Source organism: Synechococcus sp. LTW-R, from assembly GCF_014217875.1.
Taxonomy (GTDB): domain Bacteria; phylum Cyanobacteriota; class Cyanobacteriia; order PCC-6307; family Cyanobiaceae; genus Vulcanococcus.
On the sequence record NZ_CP059060.1, the window covers coordinates 952,600 to 974,055 of the forward strand.

The 21,456-nt window shown below is 67.6% G+C and carries 21 protein-coding genes and 1 tRNA gene; 13 read left to right on the top strand and 9 right to left on the bottom strand.

Annotation, left to right across the window (positions count from 1 at the left end):
- Positions 1-148: 148 nt before the first annotated feature.
- Positions 149-220 (bottom strand) — tRNA-Lys (locus H0O22_RS05470).
- A gap of 129 nt (positions 221-349) precedes the next feature.
- Between H0O22_RS05470 and H0O22_RS05475 the strand changes: the two genes are divergently transcribed.
- The 4 genes from H0O22_RS05475 (at position 350) to crtH (ending at position 4,087) form a co-directional block, all read left to right on the top strand.
- Entirely contained in the window at positions 350-868 is a 519-nt protein-coding gene (locus H0O22_RS05475; protein WP_185187961.1) for a gamma carbonic anhydrase family protein, read from the top strand.
- Positions 869-965: 97 nt separating this feature from the next.
- Positions 966-1,088 carry a photosystem II protein Y gene (locus H0O22_RS05480; protein WP_185187962.1) on the top strand — a complete coding sequence of 41 codons (123 nt, stop codon included), beginning with the start codon at positions 966-968 and terminating at the stop codon, positions 1,086-1,088.
- A 58-nt stretch (positions 1,089-1,146) separates the two neighbouring features.
- Positions 1,147-2,517, top strand: coding sequence for an FADH(2)-oxidizing methylenetetrahydrofolate--tRNA-(uracil(54)-C(5))-methyltransferase TrmFO (trmFO, locus tag H0O22_RS05485; protein WP_185187963.1), 1,371 nt, complete (start codon positions 1,147-1,149; stop codon positions 2,515-2,517).
- A 28-nt stretch (positions 2,518-2,545) separates the two neighbouring features.
- Positions 2,546-4,087: a carotenoid isomerase gene (gene crtH, locus H0O22_RS05490; RefSeq protein WP_185187964.1), complete on the top strand. Its 1,542-nt coding sequence runs from the start codon at positions 2,546-2,548 to the stop codon at positions 4,085-4,087.
- On the opposite strand, the gene H0O22_RS05495 is transcribed toward crtH, so the two are convergent.
- Entirely contained in the window at positions 4,084-5,469 is a 1,386-nt protein-coding gene (locus tag H0O22_RS05495; protein ID WP_185187965.1) for a glycoside hydrolase family 13 protein, read from the bottom strand. The two genes, crtH and H0O22_RS05495, sit on opposite strands and share 4 nt — an antisense overlap.
- A gap of 31 nt (positions 5,470-5,500) precedes the next feature.
- Here H0O22_RS05495 and H0O22_RS05500 point away from each other — a divergent pair, with 31 nt between their 5' ends.
- Together H0O22_RS05500 and H0O22_RS05505 are read left to right on the top strand one after the other, a co-directional pair.
- Positions 5,501-5,770, top strand: coding sequence for a hypothetical protein (locus H0O22_RS05500; RefSeq protein ID WP_185187966.1), 270 nt, complete (start codon positions 5,501-5,503; stop codon positions 5,768-5,770).
- Positions 5,767-6,318 (top strand): hypothetical protein, encoded by a 552-nt coding sequence (locus tag H0O22_RS05505; protein ID WP_185187967.1) that lies wholly within the window; start codon positions 5,767-5,769, stop codon positions 6,316-6,318. The genes H0O22_RS05500 and H0O22_RS05505 overlap by 4 nt, the downstream gene beginning before the upstream one ends.
- Here H0O22_RS05505 and H0O22_RS05510 read toward each other — a convergent pair.
- Positions 6,278-7,030 (bottom strand): response regulator transcription factor, encoded by a 753-nt coding sequence (locus tag H0O22_RS05510; protein WP_185187968.1) that lies wholly within the window; start codon positions 7,028-7,030, stop codon positions 6,278-6,280. The two genes, H0O22_RS05505 and H0O22_RS05510, sit on opposite strands and share 41 nt — an antisense overlap.
- A 106-nt stretch (positions 7,031-7,136) precedes the next feature.
- On the opposite strand from H0O22_RS05510, the gene H0O22_RS05515 reads away from it, so the two are divergent.
- Entirely contained in the window at positions 7,137-7,403 is a 267-nt protein-coding gene (locus H0O22_RS05515; RefSeq protein WP_185187969.1) for a DUF6761 family protein, read from the top strand.
- Positions 7,404-8,130: 727 nt separating this feature from the next.
- On the opposite strand, the gene H0O22_RS05520 is transcribed toward H0O22_RS05515, so the two are convergent.
- The 5 genes from H0O22_RS05520 to H0O22_RS05540 all read right to left on the bottom strand — a co-directional run bounded on the left by H0O22_RS05520 (position 8,131) and on the right by H0O22_RS05540 (position 10,678).
- Complete coding sequence (locus H0O22_RS05520; protein ID WP_185187970.1) at positions 8,131-8,355, bottom strand: hypothetical protein; 225 nt, start codon at positions 8,353-8,355, stop codon at positions 8,131-8,133.
- Between the two features lie 429 nt (positions 8,356-8,784).
- Entirely contained in the window at positions 8,785-9,108 is a 324-nt protein-coding gene (gene grxD, locus H0O22_RS05525) for a Grx4 family monothiol glutaredoxin (RefSeq protein WP_185187971.1), read from the bottom strand.
- A gap of 16 nt (positions 9,109-9,124) precedes the next feature.
- Positions 9,125-9,358, bottom strand: coding sequence for a BolA family protein (locus H0O22_RS05530; RefSeq protein ID WP_010317824.1), 234 nt, complete (start codon positions 9,356-9,358; stop codon positions 9,125-9,127).
- Between the two features lie 46 nt (positions 9,359-9,404).
- Positions 9,405-9,932, bottom strand: a complete 528-nt coding sequence (locus H0O22_RS05535) for a hypothetical protein (protein WP_185187972.1) — start codon at positions 9,930-9,932, stop codon at positions 9,405-9,407.
- A 26-nt stretch (positions 9,933-9,958) separates the two neighbouring features.
- Positions 9,959-10,678 (bottom strand): 1-acyl-sn-glycerol-3-phosphate acyltransferase, encoded by a 720-nt coding sequence (locus tag H0O22_RS05540; protein ID WP_185187973.1) that lies wholly within the window; start codon positions 10,676-10,678, stop codon positions 9,959-9,961.
- A gap of 134 nt (positions 10,679-10,812) precedes the next feature.
- On the opposite strand from H0O22_RS05540, the gene H0O22_RS05545 reads away from it, so the two are divergent.
- Both H0O22_RS05545 and H0O22_RS05550 read left to right on the top strand, forming a co-directional pair.
- Positions 10,813-11,562 carry a pyridoxine 5'-phosphate synthase gene (locus H0O22_RS05545; RefSeq protein WP_185187974.1) on the top strand — a complete coding sequence of 250 codons (750 nt, stop codon included), beginning with the start codon at positions 10,813-10,815 and terminating at the stop codon, positions 11,560-11,562.
- Positions 11,559-11,879: an MgPME-cyclase complex family protein gene (locus H0O22_RS05550; protein ID WP_185187975.1), complete on the top strand. Its 321-nt coding sequence runs from the start codon at positions 11,559-11,561 to the stop codon at positions 11,877-11,879. The genes H0O22_RS05545 and H0O22_RS05550 overlap by 4 nt, the downstream gene beginning before the upstream one ends.
- A gap of 2 nt (positions 11,880-11,881) precedes the next feature.
- Here the strand turns inward: H0O22_RS05550 and H0O22_RS05555 are convergent, their stop codons facing one another.
- Entirely contained in the window at positions 11,882-12,241 is a 360-nt protein-coding gene (locus H0O22_RS05555; protein ID WP_185187976.1) for a hypothetical protein, read from the bottom strand.
- A 104-nt stretch (positions 12,242-12,345) separates the two neighbouring features.
- Here H0O22_RS05555 and H0O22_RS05560 point away from each other — a divergent pair, with 104 nt between their 5' ends.
- Genes H0O22_RS05560 through H0O22_RS05575 form a run of 4 tightly spaced genes read left to right on the top strand, consistent with a single transcriptional unit; the run spans position 12,346 to position 21,451 of the window.
- The gene (locus H0O22_RS05560) at positions 12,346-12,984 is read left to right on the top strand and encodes a metallophosphoesterase (protein WP_185187977.1); all 639 of its coding nucleotides are present in this window, start codon (positions 12,346-12,348) and stop codon (positions 12,982-12,984) included.
- Positions 12,985-12,987: 3 nt separating this feature from the next.
- A complete protein-coding gene (locus H0O22_RS05565; RefSeq protein ID WP_185187978.1) occupies positions 12,988-16,227 on the top strand; it encodes an exodeoxyribonuclease V subunit gamma in 3,240 nt (1,079 codons plus the stop codon).
- The gene (locus H0O22_RS13390; RefSeq protein WP_185187979.1) at positions 16,224-19,823 is read left to right on the top strand and encodes a UvrD-helicase domain-containing protein; all 3,600 of its coding nucleotides are present in this window, start codon (positions 16,224-16,226) and stop codon (positions 19,821-19,823) included. Before H0O22_RS05565 ends, H0O22_RS13390 begins: the two co-directional genes overlap by 4 nt.
- Complete coding sequence (locus H0O22_RS05575; RefSeq protein ID WP_185187980.1) at positions 19,820-21,451, top strand: ATP-dependent RecD-like DNA helicase; 1,632 nt, start codon at positions 19,820-19,822, stop codon at positions 21,449-21,451. Before H0O22_RS13390 ends, H0O22_RS05575 begins: the two co-directional genes overlap by 4 nt.
- Positions 21,452-21,456 lie beyond the last annotated feature (5 nt).

The window sequence follows — 21,456 nt, forward strand, 5'->3', positions numbered from 1 at the left end:
CCCAGCCCTTTGGCACCAACTCTGTCCCTACTGGCTGGCTTCTGTCTGCTGGGCTTTGGCTTGCTGCAGCTGATCTTCAGCTGGCTGAACTGAGCCGAAGACACAAAAAAGCTCGACCGCCGGAAGGGACGATCGAGCGATTGAAAAATGGGTCGTCTCAGATTCGAACTGAGGACCAATCGGTTAAAAGCCGAGTGCTCTACCGCTGAGCTAACGACCCGCCCGAACTCAGGTTAAACACCGTCGTTTGGGGGCGCCCACAACTGGGCACCGAGTGAACGTATCACCCGGAGGTGCCCGCTTCAAACCCCCCGAGAATGCGGGCCAAGTCGTCGTTTGCAGCACGCCCATGGCCAGCGCTCCGTGGCCCACACCGTCCGTCCATCCCGAAGCCTGGGTCGCGGAAAGCGCCGTGCTGATCGGCGACGTTCAACTGGCCGCTGGCTCGAGCCTCTGGCCCACCGCGGTGGCCCGCGCTGATGTCTGCCCGATCGTCATCGGCGAAGGCAGCAACGTCCAAGACGGGGCCGTGCTCCATGGCGACCCCGGTCAACCGGTCCTGATCGGAGCGGACGTGACCATCGGCCATCGTGCCGTCGTCCATGGCGCCACCCTAGGCGACGGCTGCCTGATCGGCATCGGCGCGATCGTCCTCAACGGCGTCAGCGTGGGCGAAGGGGCCCTGGTGGCCGCCGGAGCCGTCGTCACCAAGGACGTGCCGCCGCGGGCCCTGGTGATGGGCGCCCCAGCCCAGGTCAAGCGCGAACTCTCGGAAGAGCAGGCCGCCGAGCAGCGCGAGCACGCCCGCCGCTACCGACAACTGGCCATGGCCCATGCGGGCCGCTCCACCGACCTGGGCTTCCACTGAGGCGGTCAATTGCTGCGAATTCGATCAGCCCTTCAACGCATCGACGTGCGAGGGAGCGGATGTTCGTAAGATCTCGGCACTTCTTTTGCCCCCAGTCATGGACGCACGGCTCCTGCTTGTTGTGACCCCGATCCTTCTGGCCGCCAGCTGGGCTGTGTTCAACATCGGCCGCGCCGCCGTTGGCCAACTGCAGATGATGCTCAAGCGCGCCAACGGCTGAAGCCAAGCGCCCACCCGCCGGCTCCTAGCCTGATCAATTCAGGCGGAGCCGGTTTCTCGTGTCTCAATCCAGCCCCCAATCCGTCCTGGTGATCGGAGCAGGCCTGGCCGGAACCGAGGCCGCCTGGCAGATCGCCCGAGCTGGCATACCGGTGCGGCTTGTAGAAATGAGGCCGGTGCGCCGCTCCCCCGCCCACCACAGCAGCGAGTTCGCCGAGCTGGTCTGCAGCAATAGCTTTGGCGCCCTCAGCAGTGATCGGGCCGCTGGCTTGCTGCAGGAGGAACTGCGCCGCCTCGGCTCCCTCGTGATCGGGACCGCAGACCAGCATTCCGTTCCCGCCGGCGGTGCCTTGGCGGTGGACCGCGGCCGCTACAGCGCCGCCCTGACGGAAACCCTTGAGCAGCACCCCCTGGTGACGGTGGTGCGCGATGAGCAACAGGCGCTGCCCGAACCTGAGCAGATCACGGTGCTCGCCACCGGTCCCCTCACCAGCGAACCCCTCGCCGAGGATCTGCGCGCCTTCACCGGCCGGGGGGACTGCCACTTCTTTGACGCGGCCAGCCCGATCGTCGAAGGCGAGAGCGTCGACCTCTCCATTGCCTTCCGCGCCTCCCGCTACGACAAGGGCGACGCCGACTACATCAACTGTCCGATGGACAAAGAGCAGTTCCTCGCCTTCCGCGAGGCCCTGCTGGCCGCCGAGCAGGCCGAGCTCAAGGACTTCGAGAAGGAGAACGCCTCCTTCTTCGAGGGCTGCCTGCCGATCGAGGAACTCGCCCGCCGCGGCGAGGACACCATGCGCTACGGCCCCCTCAAGCCCATCGGCCTCTGGGATCCGCGCTGGGGCGATGTCAACGACCGGGACGTGCGCCGCGCCAAGCGCGCCTACGCCGTGGTCCAACTGCGCCAAGAGGACAAGGACGGCCGCCTCTGGAACCTGGTGGGCTTCCAGACCAACCTCAAGTGGGGCGAGCAGAAGCGGGTGCTGCGGATGATCCCCGGCCTGGAGAACGCGGAGTTCGTGCGTTTCGGGGTGATGCACCGCAACACCTTCCTGGAGGCGCCCCAGCTGCTCGATCCCACCCTGCAGTTCCGCACGCGCCCCACCCTGCTGGCCGCCGGGCAGATCACCGGCACCGAGGGCTACGCCGCGGCCGTGGCCGGCGGCTGGCTGGCCGGCACCAACGCCGCCCGCCTCGCCCAGGGCCTCGCGCCGATCAACCTGCCACACACCACGATGTGCGGTGCCCTGACCCACTTCATCGCCGAGGCCCCCAGCGAGAAGTTCCAGCCGATGCCCCCCAACTTCGGCCTATTGCCGGAGCTTCCCGAGCGCATCCGCGACAAGCGCCGCCGCTATGGCGCCTACCGGGACCGGGCCCTGAGCGACCTGGCCCCCTTCTGCGAGCAAAGCCTGGTCGCCGCCTAGGGTCCAGGCTGCTTCCGCCGCCCCCGCCGTGACCAAGCCCTCCTGGGACGTGATCGTGATCGGCTCGGGCATCGGCGGCCTGGTCACCGCCTCCCAACTGGCCGCCAAGGGGGCCAAGACCCTGGTGCTGGAGCGCTACTTGATCCCGGGAGGATCGGGGGGCAGCTTCCGCCGCGAGGGCTACACGTTTGACGTGGGCGCCTCGATGATCTTTGGCTTCGGGGAGAAGGGCCACACGAACCTGCTCACCCGGGCCCTGGGCGATGTGGGCCAGCACTGCGAGACGGTGCCGGATCCCGCCCAACTCGAATACCACCTGCCCGGCGGCCTGAACGTGGCCGTCGACCGGGACTACGAAGCCTTCATCGCCCGCCTGACGGGACTCTTCCCCCACGAAGCCAAGGGCATCCGCGCCTTCTACGACACCTGCTGGCAGGTGTTCAACTGCCTCGATGCGATGCCGCTGCTGTCGCTCGAGGACCCGGCCTACCTGGCCAAGGTCTTCTTCAAGGCGCCCCTGGCCTGCCTGGGGCTGGCCCGCTGGCTGCCCTTCAACGTCGGCGATGTGGCCCGCAAACACATCCAGGACGAGCAGCTGCTGAAGCTGATCGACATGGAGTGCTTCTGCTGGAGCGTGATGCCGGCGGACCTCACGCCGATGATCAACGCCGGGATGGTCTTCTCGGATCGCCATGCCGGCGGCATCAACTACCCCAAGGGAGGCGTTGGGGTGATCGCCGAGAAATTGGTGGCGGGCCTCGAGAGCCACGGCGGCGAGATCCGCTACGAGGCCCGCGTCACCGAGGTGCTGATCGAGAACGGCCAGGCCACCGGCGTGAAGCTCGCGGATGGCGAAACGATCCACGCCCGCCGCGTGGTGAGCAACGCGACCCGCTGGGACACCTTTGCGGGCCAGGGTTCGGTGCGCCAACCGCTCGTGGATGCCGCCCACACCCCCAAGGCCGAAACCACCTGGCGCCGCCGCTACAAGCCCTCCCCCTCCTTCCTCTCGTTGCACCTGGGGGTGGAGGCCTCGGTGATCCCGGAGGGCTTCCACTGCCACCACCTGGTGCTGGAGGACTGGGCGGCGATGGAGGACGAGCAGGGGGTGATCTTCGTCTCGATCCCGACCCTGCTGGATCCCTCCCTCGCCCCAGAAGGGCACCACATCGTCCACACCTTCACCCCGAGCGACATCGCGGCCTGGACGTCCCTCAGCCCCAGCGCCTACAAGGCGAAGAAGACCGCTGATGCCGCCCGCCTGGTGCAGCGCCTCGAGGCCATCCTCCCGGGCCTGGGCGGTGCGATCCGCCACCAGGAGATCGGCACGCCCCGCACCCACCGCCGCTTCCTGGGACGCATGGGCGGCAGCTACGGCCCGATCCCGGCCCTGCGCCTGCCGGGCCTGCTGCCGATGCCCTTCAACCGCACGGGACTGCAGAACCTCTACTGCGTGGGTGATTCCTGCTTCCCGGGTCAGGGCCTGAACGCGGTGGCCTTCAGCGGGTTCGCCTGCGCCCACCGCATCGGTGCGGACCTCGGCCTGAACCCCTGGGCCCTGCCGGACTAGGCCAAGAGCCGCCAGTCCTGGGGCCCCAGCTGGTCGCCATCGGGCAAGGCCAAGGCAGAGTCGCGGCTGCGGTTGAGCACGAGCCACCGCTGCGCGCTGCCGCTGCCGCGGATCAGCAAGAGGCCGTCCTCCCCAAGCGGCTCCAGCTCGAGCTCCGCCGAACGCAGGGCCGGGTGCGCCCGCCGCAGCTGGGCGAGTGAGCCGATGAAGCCGCTGAGGTCCGCGGGCGGGTCCCGCCAGGGGAAGGCTTCACGGCAGGCGGGCTCCTCCCCACCCGAGAGGCCGGCCTCGGTGCCGTAATAGATCGAGGGGGCACCGGGCAGGGCAAAGAGCAGAACGAGCGCGAGCTTCAGGGCCGCCAGGTCCCCCTGAAGCATGTGCAGGGCCCGGGGCACGTCGTGGCTATCGAGCAGGTTGAGCTGGGCGCAGTTGACCTCGGGCCGGTACCAACCCAGGGTCTCGAGCAGCAGCGCGCGATAGCGATCGGTGCTGAGGCATTGGTAGGGAATCGACTCGCGGTGGTGGCCCTCAGCGAGCGCCCCGGCACTGACCCAGCCGAGGCTGCCCCAGGCGATCCGGTAGTTCATCACCCCATCGAAGTGCGGCCCGCCGAGCCAGGGGCGCGCGTCCCCCCAGATCTCACCGACGATCCAGGCCTCGGGATTGACCGCGCGCACCTCCCGCCGAAAGGCCTCCCAGAACGCAGGCTCCACCTCATCGGGCACATCGAGGCGCCAGCCATCAATGCCGCGCTCGATCCAGTGGCGCCCCACAGCGAGCAGGTGCTCTTGGACCTGGGGGTTGGCGTGGTTGAACTTGGGCAGGGCCGGATCGCTCCACCAGGCGTAGTACCCGCAGGTCTCGCCAGAGCCCGGATAGGCGTTCAGCGGCCAGTGCTCGGTGATGAACCAATCGCGGTAGGGCGACGCCGGGCCGTTCTCGAGCAGGTGATGGAAGGCCCAAAAGCCGCGGCCGCAGTGGTTGAAGACCCCATCGAGCAGCAGGCGCAGACCCCGGCGCTTGAGCTCGGCGAGCAGGGCCTCAAAGGCGGGCTCACCGCCGAGGAGCGGATCGACCTGGAAGTAGTCGTAGGCGTGATAGCGGTGATTGGCGGCCGAACTGAAGATCGGATTGAGGTAGAGGCAGCTGACCCCCATCCCTTGGAGGTGATCCAGCTGATCGAGCACGCCCCAGAGGTCCCCCCCTTGGAACGCATGCGGATCCGGAGCACTGCCCCAAGGCGCCAGGGCCAGGCCGTTTTGCTGGGGCGAGCGCCCGCTGCGGCAGAAGCGATCGGGAAAGATCTGATAGACGACGGCCTCCGCGGCCCAGCGGGGGGGCCGCGCAAACGCCACACTCGCAGAAGCGGAGACCATCTCCATAGGGTGGCCGCTCTTGACGCCCGCCGCCGCGATGCCGAATTCCGAGGAGCTGGCCCGCTACCTCGAGCAGCGGGGCGAACTCTCCAAACCTTGGATGCTGCAGCTGCTGCGGCTGACCAAGCTGAAGGAGGCGAAGGACACAATGAACCCGGTGGAATTCGAAGCCAAACTGCGCGAAGCCCACGCCGATCTGATGCGCTTGGGTGAGTTCTGGAAGGGCCGCGAGCAGGAGGTCTTCGGCGGGCGCTACCAACCCTCGAGCGTGGTCGAACCCCTCCCCGGTTCACCGGAGGACCGATGAGCGAGCAGCGCTACCCGATGGCGCCGCTGATCCGCTTCACGCTGGTCAGCCTCTATCTCGCCCTGGTCTTTCCCCTGCCCTGGCTGGCGCCAAGCAACATGCAGCCCTGGTTGATCGGCGCCCTGCCCGTGGGCTTTCTCCTGGTCTGGGCTCTGGTCAGCGAAGAGGTGAGCCTGAACGAGGCCGGTCTGCAGGTGGGCTACCCCCGCTGGTGCTCCTGGCTGCTGCGCCGCGGTTGGTCCCTGAACTGGGATCAGGTGACGGGGCTCACGCCGGTGGCCACAAGCCAGGGAGGCCGCGTCTTCTACGTCAGGACAGAGGACGGCTCGGCCTATCTGCTCCCCCAACGGGTGCAAGCCTTCGAAGGATTCCTGGCCCAGTTCAGCCAGAAGACAGGCCTGGACACGCGCTCCATCGGCCGGATCAGCCCCCCTTGGACCTACCAGCTCCTGGCCGGGCTCTGCCTGGCGATGCTGGTCTTTGAAGCGATGGTCGGCTGGGCTCTACTCAGCGGGCGATGGGAGCTCCCGGCAGCGTCGCTGGGCTGAGGCCATCGGCAGGGATGGTGTCGAGGCTGAAGCGGTAACCCTGCTGCCGCACGGTCTCGATGCCGCCGCCTTCGCCGAGGCCGGCCTGCTCCAACTTGCGCCGGAGGGTGAGCACCTGGGTGTCCACCGAGCGCGGGCCGCCGCTGAAGGGGGGCCAGGCCATGCGCAGCAGCTCGCTGCGGCTGCGAATGATGCCAGGGGGCATCAGCAGAGCGCAGAGCAGGGCGAACTCCCGCGGGCTGAGTTCGACGGGTTGATCCCGGAGGGTGACCTGACGCAGCAGGACGTGCACCTCGAGCGGACCGACGCAGACCCGTTCCTGCAGGCCGGTTCCGCTTCGGCGCAGCAGCAGGCGGCAGCGGGCCGCGAGTTCTTCGAGACCAAAAGGTTTGCGCAGGACGTCGTCGGCGCCGGCATCCAAGAGGGAGACGACGGGCTCAGAACCGGAGCGGGCCGTGAGCACCATGACGGGACAGCGCAGCTGACCAGCCAACTTCAGAGCTGTGGTTTCCTCGAGCAGTTCAGCGGCGACGAGCAGGTCGGGGGTGAGGTCCTCACAGAGGGTGACCGCTTCTGAAGCGGTGGAGACAGCGGCGGTGAGGTGACCGTCTTGGCGCAAACGCTGAGCCAGAACCGTACGCAAGGTGGGGTGAGGATCCACCACCAGAACCCGTTTCAGATTCGATTCAGGACTGGGAGGTGTGGAGGACACGCCCTTCTCCTTGATTCTCACTACGCTATCGGTAATTTCATAGGCATATCGGTATCAGGCGCTGCCTTGATATCTGGCCACCGGGTCGAGGCCCTCTTCTCGAACCATGACCGCACTGCAGAACCCCGAAGCCATCCGCCATTTCCAGTCCCTCTGCGATGCCTGCCAGGCCCTGGCGGATCGCTATCACGGGCCTTCGGAACTCCGGCTGTATGCCGACGGCTACCTGCACGCCCTGCGCCGCACGGCGGTCCTCGACCCCATCGCCCAGCGCCGCCTCGAGGAACTGGTGGACCGCTGGATCATGGACCCTTCCAGCTTCATCGGCCCCAACGGCGACCTGAGCACCCTCTACGAGACCGGCCGGAACTAGGACCGGCGTGGGCAAGCCGCGTTCTCACAACCATTGTTCACGGGCTTCCACTCCAGCCAGCCGCTAGCGCCTAACGTCAAAACGGAGGTCTGTCTGACGGGGACTTTTCCCTACAACCTGTTGGCACACCACCTGGCTGCGCCTTCACGATCCCGTACCAAACAGTCTCAAAAGAGCGCCCCAATCGTGAGCTCAATCAAAGGCGCTCCCAACACATTGCCGTCTTCGATACGGCCGCTTCAGCGATGACTTCCAGAGGGTGAAGTCAACAAAACCTGCATGATTTGCGTCTGAGTCACGACTCATCACGACCTGATGAGCCTCACGACTGAGGCATCACCGACGGCTTTTGCGCATCACGAATATCTGTCCAATCCCACAAGAAGAGCCGAGAAATGCCTGAACCAACAACAGAAGAACGCCTCAAGAGCATTGATGCCTTGATCAAGCAATACGAAAGTGATCGAAGCATCTACCCCGCGACACTCAAAAGCTTGATCAGTCTTCGTGCCCGCCTGGCAAAAGATTTAGCTCAGGACTAAGCCTCGCCAAGCAACATCCATCGCCATGTCGGGGACATCTCTCAAAGATGTCTAAACAGTTCGTCTCTTGTAAGGCTTAAAAAAAAGCCGGTGACCTCCCCGGCTCCCCTCAACGTGCCTGCATGGCACCCATTGGTTATGGCTCAGATGGAGTCCCAAAAGCCAGAGCTGCTGCTCGAGGCCCCTCAGGCTGCTGCTTGACCTGTTGTGTCGCGAAGGGCCTTTTCCTGTAGTCGTTGTACGGCATCCAGAGCTTCGTGGGCTGGCCAACCGTGTTCGTCCATCAGCTCCTTCACCAAAGCATCAGGCCCGTTCGTGATGCCTTGATTCAAATCAGAAACGACCTGGTGGTCACGGGCAAGCGCATCCAGCCGAAGCGATCTCAATTGATGCGTGCTGAGTTGGTCCATACCTCACTCAACAGTGGCGACGTCCCATTGGGATAGCCCCCAAATAGGGAGGGTCACCGCACTGGCGTTGTGTCGTCAATGCTTTTGGCTATCCCAGCGCACCCGCCGATGAGCTGTGCAGAGGGCACAGCGGCAGGCTGTTGTTTCGACGATCCAGCAGGCGTAAGGGGTCTGAGGCCAGAGAAGCGCAAGGTCGTCGTCGCTTGGTGTGCTGTTGAGGCTGTTCGGGGTTACTGCCATGAACCAAGCGTGGACACAGATCGGAAAACGCGCCGTTAGGGACAACGACACCACGGCAACGCGGGCCGTCAGCCAGCATTGATCGTGGGTGCCCTGGAACTGATTCAGACGATCTGCTCAGCTGTTTTCAGACACAAAAAAGGGGCCCAACAGAGCCCCTGAAGCCTTCTACTAGAGAAAACGATTCGCTCAGCTGGCAAGCGCGATTGCGAGCTTTTCCTTGAGTTCGCCGGAGTTGTACATCTCGATCAGGATGTCGGAGCCGCCGATGAATTCCCCGTTGACATACACCTGGGGAATGGTGGGCCACTCGGAGTACTCCTTGATCCCCTGACGGATCTCCATGTCGGAGAGGACGTCAAAGGTCTCGAAGGGGACAGCCATGGCGTTGAGGATCTGCACCACGTTGTTGCTGAAGCCGCACTGGGGCATCAACTTGCTGCCCTTCATGAAGACGAAGATCGGGCTGTTGCCGACGAGCTGATCGAGGCGCTGCTTAAGGGCGGAATCCATGGGACGTGTCGAGAAATCAGGAGGGGGTGGAGGTCTGCAGGGCGAGGGCGTGAATCGCTTCGCTGGCCAGCTCGGAGCGCAGCGCGCCGTAGACCAACTGGTGCTGCTTGATCCGGCTGAGACCCTCAAAGGCGGAGGAGACCACCTTCACCTGCAGGTGATCACCGCCGCCGGTGAGATCTTCCACCTCAACGCAGGCATCGGGAAGGGCGACGCCAATGGCGGCCTTCACCTGGTCGGGATGAACCATGACCTCAGATCCGTGAGCTTGGGACTGTAAGAAGACGGGGCTGAGCTCAGTTGCCCGCAGCCGAACCACCGGCAAAGGGGGTGGTGACGAAGCCCAGCTCGATCAGGCTCTGGTAGGCCTTCTGGCCCATGGGGTTCGCCGGAGTGGTGATCTGGACGACCTCCACCAGCAGGGGCACCGCGGCGGCGGGCTGGTTCATCCGGCGCAGCAGGGCGGCCAGGCGCAGGTCGATCTTGGCCTGCAGTTCCAGGGCGGCACGGCCCTTCTGGTCCATCTCGCGGGGGATGCGGGCATCGAGGCCGCGGAAGGAACCGCTGAGGCTGCGGTAGAAGCGCGTCAGGTTCTGAGCGCCTTCCCGGGCGGAGTCGTAGTCGGCCTTGGCCTGCTCCAGGTTCCCGGCCGCAGCGGCGGCGTCACCGGCAGCCACCTTGGCCTCGATGGCACTCAGGTTCAGCCCCGAGCTGGGGGAAGCCAGAACCTTTTGGGCGTCCTGGGCCAGGGCGGATTGGGAGACCAGGCCAGGGACAACCGCCGCCAGGGCGGAGAGGCTGAAGGCGGCGAGCTGCCGGCGCACGGGACCACTTGCGAATTGGGTGAACTCTACGGGCGTTGCAAAGGGCGCCCCACCGCCTGCCGTGCCCGCTGCTCGGCGACCTGCAGCTGTTCGCTGAGCTCGGCGGTCAAGGCCTTGATCTGCTCACGCTCGGGACCAGCCAGCCGCAGCGAGGGTCCAAAGCAGAGGGCGGCCTGATCACCCAGGCGGGGTTTGGCATGGCCATAGGCAATTCCCACGGGCACCACCTGAACCGCGACCCCTTGGCCTTCCGCCAGGGCGGTCAAGCGCGCCAGGCCGGGCATCAGGCGCATGGCGGGATCGTTTTGGTTGATCTTCCCCTCGGGGAACATCACCAGCTGATTGCCCCCCTCCAGCAGATCCACGGCAAAGCGCAGCGAGGCGGCCGCGGGCTTGCGGGGGTTCACCGGGAAGCAGCCCAGGCGATGCAGGAACCAACCCTGCAGGCCGGTCATCTCATCGCTGGTGACCATGAAGCGGCAGTCCCGGCCGGTGACCCGGCGGCCGGCCGCATGGGGAAGCATCAGCGCATCCCAGCGGGAGCGGTGGGTCGGCGCAAGCAGGACCGGACCGTCGTCAGGCAGGTTCTCCCGGCCCAAGACCGTCAGACCGCCGCCAAAGAAGCCCTTCAGGGCGACGTCCTGGGTGAGCACCATCGCCACGGGCGCCAACCAGGGGTTGATGCCATTGCAGAGACTCTTCTCACGCGCTGTGAGGGCCACCGATGCCGTGCCTGACGCCGTCATCGGACTGGGAAACCTCGCAAAAACTGTCGAGGCAAACTAGGGGCGAACCCCAGGCGATAGCCCGTGGGGCAGGCAGTTAATCGAGCGGGCCCGGCGGCGCCATCCATAGGATCCGCCTAGAAGCAGCGGTTGCCATGGCGAGCCTTGGCGTCAACATCGATCACATCGCCAATGTGCGCCAGGCCCGCCGCACGGTCGAACCCGACCCGGTGAGCTATGCCCTGCTGGCCGAACTGGGCGGCGCCGACGGCATCACGGTGCACCTGCGCGAAGACCGGCGCCACATCCAGGACCGGGATGTGGAGTTGCTGCGTCAGGTGGTCCGCAGCCGCCTGAACCTCGAGATGGCGGCGACCGCCGAGATGGAGGCAATCGCCCTGCGGATCAAGCCGGACTTGGTCACCCTGGTGCCTGAGAAGCGCGAGGAGGTCACCACCGAAGGCGGCCTGGATGTGGCCGGGCAACTCAGCAGCATCAAGGGAATCTCCGGCCGTCTGCAGGACGCCGGCATCGGCGTGAGCCTGTTCGTGGACGCCGAGCCCGCCCAGCTGGAGGCCTGCCAGGCCAGCGGTGCCCGCTGGGTGGAGCTGCACACCGGCACCTACGCCGAAGCCAACTGGCAGCAGCAAGCCAAGGAATTGGCGCGGATCACGGAGGGCACCTTCATCGCCCGCAGCCTGGGCCTGCGGGTCAACGCCGGCCATGGCCTCACCTATCAAAACGTTGAGCCGATCGCCGCCATCGAAGGGATGGAGGAGCTCAACATCGGCCACACCATCGTGGCTCGGGCCCTGGCGGTGGGCCTGGAGGAGGCCGTGCGGCAGATGAAGGCTTTGGTCCAGAATCCCTGCCGGGAACCCCTCTTCGGCAGCACCAGTTCATGACCCAGTACCACTTCGTGGCCGCCAGTGAGGCCTTCCTCACCGTGGAAGAGCCCCTCGATGAGGTGCTGCGCGAGCGTGTCCGCAATTACGGCGAACAGGGCAAGGCGATCGACTTCTGGCTCGTGAAGCGCCCCGCATTCCTGCAAGCCCCCGAGCTCAAGGCGATCGCCGATCAGGTCCCCCAGCCGGCCGCCGCCGTGGTCTCCACCGATCCGAAGTTCATCGACTTCATGAAGCTCCGCCTGGAGTTCGTCGCCAAGGGCAGCTTCGAAGCTCCCTCCAGCGCGATCCCCGACGCCCTGGCCAGCGCCGCCTGAACTCAGAAGAGGCCCAGGAACTTCTTGCGGGGCTCGTCCCCTGTGGGCCGGCCCTGGGCTCCGTCCTGTTGATAGCGGGGCTTGGCGTCACCAATGGTGAGCACGGCCTCTTTGTTCTTCCACCAGACCCAATCGCGGATCGGAGGCGTGCGGGTCAGGTCCGCCTGGGTCAACCCCAGACCCAATTTGGAGGAGGCGTTCAGCAGCACCTCCACCATTTCGTCGCCGTTCGCGCACTTGGCGAGAGCTTCGTTCGTGCGCTTGGCCCCATCGAGGGCCTTCACCAAAATCGCCACCCGCTGACTGACCGAGAGGCTGCGCGGGTCGACCGGCTGGGGGCTCTGGGGGGTCTCGCTTTCCATCCAGAGGGGCGTGGTTACGGGGACGTTATCCCGTTTTCAGCGCCTGAGAGGGGATGCCCACAAGGGGCTGACAGATCGTCAAGGCTCCGGCCAAAGTGGTGGATATGACGAGCGTCAGTCGCAAAGCCCGCCACTGGGTGATCGGTGATGTGCACGGCTGCTCGGGCTCCCTCGAGCAGCTCCTCGCCCAGCTGCCCGCAGGCGACCGTCTGATTTTTTGCGGCGACGCCATCAACCGCGGCCCCGACACCCCGGCCACGATGGAGCGGATCTGGGGCCTGGTGGACAGCGGCCGCGCGATCTGGCTGCGGGGCAACCATGAGCAGGATCTGATCGACGCCCTGCGCAGCGCCCCCGGCAGCAGCGGTGGCGCTGGCGCCGAGACCCGCCGCCAACTCGGTCCAGAAGGATGCGCCCTCTGGCTGAAGCGCCTCGAGCAGCTGCCCCTGGCCTACTGGGGGGAGAGCTGGGTCGCCACCCACGCCGGCTTCAACCCCAGCACCTGGCAGCCGGACCTGCGGGTGCGCATGGGCTTCTGGGAGCAGTACGACGGTCGCTTCGGTGATGTCGTGATCGGCCACACCCCCGGCCCCAACGTGCGCCGTCTTCCGAACATCGTCATGGTGGACACCGGCGCCTGCTACGGCGGTGACCTCAGCGCCTACTGCCCCGAAAGTCGCGAGGTGGTGTCAGTACCGGGTCTTGCCCATAACCTGCAGTCGCCAAGCCTGAGCCCCGTCTGAGCCTTGCTCACGGTTTATCGCAGCAACCGCGCTGAGCTGCTGGCTCGCGTCCTGGCCACGAACCTGCAATTGCATCCGCCGGGACTACTCGAGGAGGCCCAGGTGGTGGTGAACACCTGGCCGACGAGCCGCTGGCTCGGGGAGCAACTGGCCCTGGCCAATCCGGCCGGCATCGCCGCGAACCTGCGCTTCCCCTTCCCGAGCAGCCTGCTGCGGCAGCTGGTGAACAGCTGGCTCGGCGAGGAGAGCACCGGTCCCGATCCCTGGCGGGCCCAAAACCTGGTTTGGCCCCTGCTGGAGCTGCTGCCGGAGCTCTTACAGAGTCCAACGGCGCAGCCCCTTCGCCAATGGCTCGCGGTTCGCTCCTCCGGTCTGGAGACCCTAGATCCAGCCCTCTGGCAACTGGCCCGGGCAATCGCCGATGCCATCGATGACTACGGGCTCTACCGGCCGGCCCTGCTGGAGGCCTGGCTCAGCGACAAGCCCCAGACCCTGCCGGAGGGGTTGCAGTGGCAGCCGGAACTGCTGCGGCGCCTGGTAGACCGTCTCGGGAGCCTGCCCTTTGGCGTGCGGGCGCGGGAGCTCATCCACAGGCTCCAGGGCGGCTGGAGGCCGGAACTCTCCAGCGCGCAACCGCTCCGTCTGTTTGGCCTGAGCAGCCTGGCTCCCGTTCAGGTCGAACTGCTGCAGACCCTCTCGGCGGTGCGGGACGTGGAGCTCTACATGCTCACCCCCTGCCGCGATCTCTGGCAGCGCAGCAGCCCGGCCGCCCTGAGCGATCCCCTGGCCGCTGACTGGCTGCTGAGCGTGCCCGGCCTCGAGGCTCGCTTTGGCCGGCTCGGGGCGGAATTTCAGCAGTTGCTCGAAGGCACCGGCGAGAGCCAACTGGGCCAGTGGCAGGAGGGGGATCTGTTTTTTGCCCCTGCGACGGCCGCCCGCCACGACGGCCGGGAGCCCTCCCTGCTGGAGCAACTGCAGGAGCAACTGGTCTGCGGCGAACCCGAGGCGGAGCAGCCCCTGACGCGGGAGCCGCGGGATCGCTCCCTGGAGTTCCACGCCTGCCCGGGGCGGCTGCGCCAACTGCAGGTGGTGCGTGATCAGATCCTCCAGCTGCTGGCGGCGGACCCCAGCCTGGAGCCGCGGGACATCCTCGTGATGACGCCCCAGGTGGAGGCCTTCGCGCCCCTGGTGGCGGCCGTCTTTGGCGACACGGAGGCCACCGGAGTGCGGCTGCCCTGGCGTCTGACGGACCGCAGCCAACAGAGCGAGGCGGGCATCGCCCAGGGCCTGTTGGCCCTGCTGCAACTCGGCGGAGAACGGCTCACGGCGACCGCCCTGGAGGGCGTGCTCAATTGCAGTCCCCTGCTGGCGGCCCAGCAGCTCGACGCCAGTGAGTCCGGCGAGCTCACGGCCCTCCTGCAACGGGCGGGCTTCCGCTGGGGGCTCGATGGACGCGACCGCGGCGGCGACCCCAGCCACAGCCTGCGTTGGGCGATCGATCGCCTCGTACTCGGGCTGGTGCTCCCCGACATCCCTGGCCTGGCCCCAGGCGAGACCGCTCCGCTGGCCCTGGCCGGCAGCCTCGAGCAGCAGGGCCGTTGGATCGCCCTGCTGCGGCAACTGCTCAGCAGCTTGCAGTGGTTCGCCCAACCCCGCCGCGTGCCGGAGTGGGTGCAGGGCCTGCGGGAGCAACTACCGCTGCTCTTTGGCGACGGCGGCAGCTGGGACTGGGAGCTGCAGACGATCCATGCCGCGCTGGCGGACTGGCAGGCGGTGGCCGGCGAGAGTCCCCTCAAGCTGGCGGCACCGGTGGTGGCGGATGTCCTGACAGAGCGGCTCAGCGAGGGCAGCGGCCGCTTTGGTCACCGCTCGGGAGCCCTGACCATCAGTGCCCTGGAGCCGATGCGAGCGATCCCCCACCGGGTGGTGGTGCTGATGGGACTGGACGCCGGGGTCTTCCCGCGCCAACGCCAGCGGCCGGGCTTCCACCTGATGGAGCAACGCCGCGAGCTGGGCGATCCCAACAGCGGCGATCAGGACCGCTATGTCCTGCTGGAGGCGCTGCTCTCGGCGCGGCAGCACCTGCTGCTCAGTTGGAGCTGCCGCGATGAACGCACCGGCGAGCCTCTCGAGGCCTCGACCCCGGTGCGCCAGTGGCTCGAGCTGCTGACGCAACAACTCGGCAGCGGAGCCGTTCCCCTGCGGGAGCACGCCGCGAATGCCCTCGAGCGCAGCAACTTTCTGGAGATGGCGCCCTGGCCCGCGGCGAGTTGCGACCAACGGCTCCTGCAGGTGCGCCAACAGCTCGAGCAAGGAGAGCTGAGCAGCCAGCAGGGGCTGGCCTTCAGCGCCCCACCCGCAGCCGCTGAGACCACACTGGACAAGAGCTGGAGCGATCTGCAGCAGTGGCTCCAGGCCCCGCAACGGCTCTGGCTGGAGGAGCTGGGGCTGCGTCCCAAGGAATTCGATCAGCCGGTGCTGGACCTCGAAGCCCTGGAGCTCGGGGAGCGGGAGCGCTCGGCCCTGCTGCGCCGCGAATGGGAGGTCGAGGACCCAGAAGCGGACGCCCCCAATTGGCGGGAACTCGAGCGGGGCCGAGGAGTACTGCCCCCCTTGGCCGCTGGTGTTCTGGAGGTGGCGCAACTGGAGCAGCGCTGGGGGAGCCTGCGCGACTGCCTGGAGTTACTCGGGGAGCCGGAGCAGCACGCGCTGGCCTGGCAGCACTACGAGACCGAGCTCAGCAGCCGAGGCGGCCAACTGGTGCTGATCCACACCGCGAAACCGCGCACGCCCCAACGGCTGCAGCTCTGGCTGGAGTGCCTGCTCGCCGCGGCCGCCGGCCTGAACCTGCGGGGGGCCGCCCTGGTGGGCCGCGATCGCCACCGCTTCCGGGTGTTGGAGCGCTACGAGCTCCCCGCACCCGCGCTCGCCGCAGAGCTGCTGGAGCAACTGCAGGGCTGGCGCGACGCCCACCGCACGGACTGCTGGGGCCTGCCACCGGAAACCGGCTGGGCCTTCGCGAGCGCGGAGAGCAGCAAACCGGGGCAGGGGCGCGGCTGGGCCAAGGCCAAGGACGCCTGGGAGGGGGGCTTTCAACAGCGGGCCGAGCGCGAGGACCCCGTGCAACGGGTCTGCTTCGGTTCAGACCTCCCCCTAGGGGACCTGCTCACCCCCGAGCTCCAGAGCCTGGCGTTGAGCCTGCACGGGCCCTTGTTGGAGCGCCGTAAGGAGGTCAAGGCATGAGCCTGGCCCCCTTTGATGCCAACGCCTTCAGCCTCGCCCCGGGGATTCGCCTGCTGGAGGCGAGCGCCGGCACCGGCAAGACCTTCGCCCTGGCCCATCTGGTGCTGCGGCTCCTCAGCGAGGGGCCTCGGCCCCTGGAGGTCGAGGAGCTGCTGGTGGTCACCTTCACGGATGCCGCCGCCGCGGAATTGCGGGACCGCATCGCCCGCCGCCTGCAGGACGCCCTGGTCCTGCTCGATGCTCAAGACATCGAGGCCGATGAACCGCTGCAGCTGTGGCGCTCGGCCCTGGAACCCGAGCAGGTGCAACGCATCAAGGGACGGCTGCTACTGGCCCTGGAGCTGCTGGATCGCGCCGACATCACGACCATCCACGGCTTCTGCCGCCGGACCCTGCAGCGCCATGCCCTCGAAGCCGGCCTCGGCCCCGACGTGGCCTTGGAGAGCCAGGGACGGGAGCGGAGACAACAGCTCGTCCATGACTACTGGCAGCAGCAGGTCCTGCCCTTGGCACCCCATCTGGTGGCGGGACTGCAGAGCCAGCAGGTCAACCCGGAGCAGCTGGTGAACCTACTGGGCAGCCTCGATGGCGACCCGGCCCTGCAGCTCGCCCCCCTACCGGAGGGATGGAGCAGCAGCGTGAGCCTGGCGGAGCAACTGCCGGCGTTCTGGAGCGCGAGCTGGGCAGCGTTCAGCGCCGAATGGCCAAGCCGCTGTGAGGCGCTGGAGGAGGAGTTCGCGGCGGCCGCCGTGGAACTCAAGAGCTTGGGGGTCGACTACAAGCCCTATCGCCTCAAGGCCAAGCCGGATCGCGTGAACCGCGTTCAGACCTGGTTCGGCCAGCTGGAGGGACCGGCCGGCTACGACGCGGTGCTGCAGCAGGAGGACCTCAAGAAATACTTTCACCCCGGCCCCTTCACGAAGGCCGCGGCCCCCGCCCATGGCGATCAGGTCTCCCTGCCCCAGGCCCCGCTGCTGGAGGCCATCGCCGCCCTGGTGGAGGGACCCGCGGAACGCGCGCTGCTGCACTTCTGCCACTGGGGCCGAGCGGAGCTGCAGCGGCGGCGCAAGCGCAGCGGTGAGATCAGCTTTGGCCAACTGCTCGAGCAACTCGACCCGGGTCCGGAGGCGACGGCGGCCTCGGCCCTGCTGCAGGCGGTGGCGAATCGCTACCGGGCGGCGCTGATTGACGAGTTCCAGGACACCGATCCGATCCAGTGGCGCATCCTGAAGCGGGCCTTTGCCGCGGAACCCGGCCGCCATCTGCTCGTGATGGTGGGCGATCCCAAGCAGGCGATCTACCGCTTCCGCGGCGGGGAGCTGCAGACCTACCGCCAGGCGGCCGAAGAAGCCGATGGCCGCTTTGGCCTCTTCGAGAACCGCCGCTCCAACAGCGACCTGGTGGCGGGACTGAACGCCTTGATGCGGCCCGGGCTGATCCAGAGCGGACTCGAGGTGCCCGAGGTGCTGGCGAAGGCCAACAAGGGACACCTGAAGCTCCCCGGCGACTCGAAGCCGTTGCAGCTGCTGGAGCTCGACCCCAGCGAAAGCCTCGAAGCCCAGGTGGCGGGCCTCTGCCAGGAGCTCTTGAGCCAGGGGCTGGAGCTGGACGGCCGGCCGATCGACCCGGGTGACATCTGCATGTTGGTCAGCCGCCACGACCAGGCCGAAGCCCTGCGGGCCGCCCTGGAACGCCGGCAGATCCCCAGCCGCCTGGTGAGCCGCGGTGATGTCTTTGAAAGCCTCGGGGCCAGTGCCCTGCAGCGCTTCCTTGATGCCCTCGCCCAACCCGGTCAGCTGGGACGCCTGAAGTTGTTGGCGGCCTCGGCCCTGCTGGGCTGGTCCGCCGCCGAGATCGAGACCAGCAGCTCGAGTCAGTGGGATCAGTTGGCCGCGGAGTTGAGTTCCCTGGCGGAACGGCTCCCCAAACTCGGCTTGACGGCGGCCTTGGCGCATCTGCAGGGGACGACGGGGCTGGCGCGACTCTCCCTGCGGGGCCGGGCCCTGGCCGATCTCCAGCAGGCCGCAGAGCTGGTGCAGGAGCAGATGCACCGCCAAGGCCTTGGGGCCCAGGCGGCCGCGGATTGGCTCAGGCGTCTGCGCCTGGAGGAGAACCGCGACAGCCCCGAGGCCCATCTCTGCCGCAGCGATGCCGCCGAAGCCGCCATCGCCGTGGTGACGGTTCACCGCAGCAAAGGGCTCGAGTACCCCCTGGTGATCTGCCCCTACCTCTGGAAGGCCCCCAAAGCGGCGAAGCGCCTCGGCCGCCGCTGGACGACGGGCGGTCAACCGCAACTGGACCTGCACCTGCAGACCCACTGGGGCATGGGCCGGCTCGCCGCCCAACATGACCAGCAAGCCCAGGTCGCTGAAGCGGAGCGCCTGGCCTACGTGGCCTGCACGCGTGCCCAACACCTGCTGGTGCTCGGCTGGCCCGGAGCGGACCTGGCCGACGCGGGGAACCCCCTCAGCAGCTGGCTACAGGAGCGGGAGGAGGACGTGCCGCTCGCACGCATCCAGGCCAGAGGCGAGATCAGCCAGCCCTGGCGGCCCGCCCCTGCCATAGGGCAGCTGAGCCTGGGACCCCGGCCGAAGCGCTCCCTCGACAGCAGTTGGGGCCGAGCCAGCTATTCCGCCTGGGCCCACTCCCAAGTGAGCCTGCCGCCGGAGCTGCAGGAGGAGGGCCGCGACACCGATGCCTTGGGCGATGGGTTCGACGAGGCCCTGCTTAAAGACAGCGGCAACGGCAACGGCGAGGCGGCGGTTTGGCCAGACCTGGGGCCAATGGCCCAGTTCCCCCGGGGGGCCGGCCCTGGCGACGCCCTGCACCGAATCCTCGAGCGCCTCGACTACGGCGCGGTAGCCCGCGGGGAACGGGAGGAAGCCGACGCGGTCATCGCTCAAGAACTGGAGCGCGCGGGTCTGGAGGGGAAGGCCTGCGCGGGTCTTTTCGAGGCCCTGGAGCAATTGATGTGCACACCGCTTGGCGGCGTTCTCGGCGGCTGCCGCTTGGGGGACCTCCTGCCTGGCTCCTGGCTGAATGAGATGAACTTCGATCTGCCCCTGGCAACCGAAGGGGAGGAGCTGCGCCTGGTGCGCAGCAGCGGACTGGCCCAGGCCTTCGCCCAACACCCGGGCGGCCGCTTTGGTCCGGCCTACGCCAAGACGTTGCAGGGACTGGATGTGGCCAGCCGCGGCTTCCTGACGGGATCGATTGACCTGCTCTTCTGCTGGCAGGGGCGGTGGTGGGTGGCGGACTGGAAGAGCAACTGGCTCGGCCAGCGGGATCGTCTCGGCCAAGTGAGCCGTTGCGGACCCAACGACTACTCAGAAGCGGCGATGGAGACCCTGATGGCGAGCAGCCATTACCCCCTGCAGGCCCACCTGTACCTGGTGGCCCTGCATCGCTATCTGCTCTGGCGACTGCCCGACTACGACCCCAGAGAGCACCTGGGGGGCTACGCCTACGTCTTCCTGCGGGGCGTTCCCGGACCGACCCCGGATCCCACGTCACCGACCCCGGGGGTGCTGGTGGATCAACCCAGCCTGGAGCGGGTGCTGGCCATCGACGCCCTGCTGCGGGAGGGGCAACCATGAGCGCCCTGGCTTCCGCGGTCCTCGACAGCCTGCAGCGGCTGCTGCCCCCCAAACAGAGCAGCGCCCTGTTGCCGGCCGTGGTGCAGGCCCTCATCCAGGCCTTGGAGGAGGGCGAATTGGGCCTGGATTGCCGGGGCCCTGCCCCGGATGGGATCAGCCCCGAGGACTGGCCCGCCGCCGCCCTCTCCGCCCTCAATGGGGCGGGCTGGCTGGTGGACGCCGCGGAAGCCGCGACGGCACCGGAGGCACCGATCGTTCAGGACGGCCTCGTGCTGCGCTGGCGGCGCTGGCAGACCCAACTGCAGCAGTGCCTGGCTGCGATCGAGGAGCGGGCCCAACGCCAACGGGCCTGCCGCGAGGCGGACCACCAAGCGTCGATGGCCGCCGCCGCCAAAGCGGGCCTGGACACCCAGCAATGCCAGGCCGTCTCCGCCGCCCTGCGTCAGGGCCTGGTGTTGCTCACCGGCGGCCCGGGAACCGGCAAGACCTCGACAGTCGTGCAGATGTTGGCGGCTTGCCTGCGCCAGAGGCCGGGGCTGCGCATCCAACTGGCGGCCCCCACCGGCAAGGCCGCAGCCCGCCTGGCGAGCGCGGTCAACCGGGACAACACCCAGCTCCCCAGCAGCACCCTGCACCGACTGTTGGAAGCCCAGGGGGAACTGCGCTTTGGCCGCAACCGCCGCCATCCGCTCGAACTGGATCTGCTGGTGGTCGATGAGCTCTCGATGGTGGATCTACCGCTGATGGCGGCCCTGCTCGAGGCGCTGCCGGCGGACGCACAACTGCTGCTGATCGGGGATGCCAACCAACTGCCTCCGGTGGGCACCGGAGCGGTCCTCGAGGAGCTCTGCCGGCCGGAACGCCGCCCCCTCCTGGGGGACGCCGCGGTGGAACTGCGCACCACGTATCGCAATAACGGAGCGATCGCCGCCCTGGCCGAGGCACTGCGGCAACGGCCGAGCGGTCCCCAAGGAGAACTGCTGCAGGAGCTGCAACCGAGCCTCCAGCCCCTCACGCCCAAGGACAACGTCACCTGGATCGAAGCCCCCAGTCGCAGCCTGCCGCCTGCCTTGCTGGAGGCGGTGCAAGGGCAAGCGGCGGCCCTGCGCGACAGCTGCCAAGCACTGGTGTGGCGGGAGGGACGCCCCGACCCCGACCAGAGCGCAGCCCTGCTCGCCCAACTGGAGGAGCTGGTGGTGCTCAGCCCGATCCGTCAGGGGCCCTGGGGGGTGGAGGCGGTGCATCGCGCGCTCCTCGGTGATCTCGCCAAGAGCGCTCCACTGCACTGGCCGCCAGGGACCCCGGTGCTCAACCGCCTGAACCGCCCCGACCAGGGCCTGGCGAATGGCGATATCGGGGTTGTGGTGCAACAGGGCTCGGAACGCCGCGTCCTGATGCCCGGCCAACGGCTCCTGCACCCTGCTCAACTCAATGGCGCCGAGCCGGCCTTCGCCTTAACGGTGCACAAGTCCCAAGGGAGCCAGTACAAAACCGTGCAGTTCCTGCTGCCGGCGAATCGGCCGTTGGATCCCCGCTTGATCTACACGGGCCTGACACGGGCCCAACGGCAGGCCTACCTCTTCACCCCGCTGGGGATCAGCAGCAGACAAAACCAGAACGCTCCCTAGCCTGA